The 602-nt window shown below is 40.0% G+C and carries 1 protein-coding gene; it reads right to left on the bottom strand.

Annotated elements, in window-relative coordinates; translation table 11 throughout:
• A partial coding sequence (locus DESPIG_RS13420; protein WP_081446897.1) for a helix-turn-helix domain-containing protein occupies window positions 1-410 on the bottom strand: 410 nt, incomplete at its 3' end.
• Between the last annotated feature and the right edge of the window lie 192 nt (window positions 411-602).

The following is a 602-nucleotide window of genomic DNA, read 5'->3' as shown; positions in this document are numbered from 1 at the left end:
TTTTCTCGTAGTTCCCCGATTTCGCGGAGTAGCTCTTCCTTTTCCTTATAGAGCGTTTCTTTTTCTCGGTAGAGCTTGCGATTTTCTATTGTCAGCTCTCGGCGTTCCTCTTCTGATATATTTAATTTTTTCTCAATGTTAGAATAGCCTTGAGATGTTTTTTCCTGGTTCTCTTTGCATACAGAGGAAGCCGAAGTAGCGCCAATGTGCATGGAGCCTTCCCCCTTGAGAAGCCATTCGGATGAAATATCATACGAAAGACAAATTTTCAGAATAACATCTGCACTGGGTGAATTTCTGCCATTTTCATAGCCACCTATAGAACCTTTTGCAATTCCAACACGTTCTGCAAATTCGGCTTGGCTTTCTTCCCCACGTATGAATCGGATGCGTTCTCCCAGTGTCTTCATTGGGTAAAAGTTCCCTACGCCAAAGTTTTACCTCAACTTTTACCTAGCTAATTGCGTAACTAGCTATAAAAATTGACAAATAAAATTTCAGGCGTTTTTTAAGTTTTACCCAAAATTTCAGTTTACTTGTCTGAAATTTTGTCCTAAATATGGACTTACGGGCGGTTGAAGTTTTCAACAGTAGCAAAAGGG

It is taken from the genome of Desulfovibrio piger ATCC 29098 (genome assembly GCF_000156375.1).
In the GTDB taxonomy this organism is placed as follows: Bacteria; Desulfobacterota; Desulfovibrionia; order Desulfovibrionales; family Desulfovibrionaceae; genus Desulfovibrio; species Desulfovibrio piger.
The sequence above is the reverse complement of the archived record's forward strand: the minus strand, read 5'-3'. Positions and strand labels throughout refer to the sequence as shown.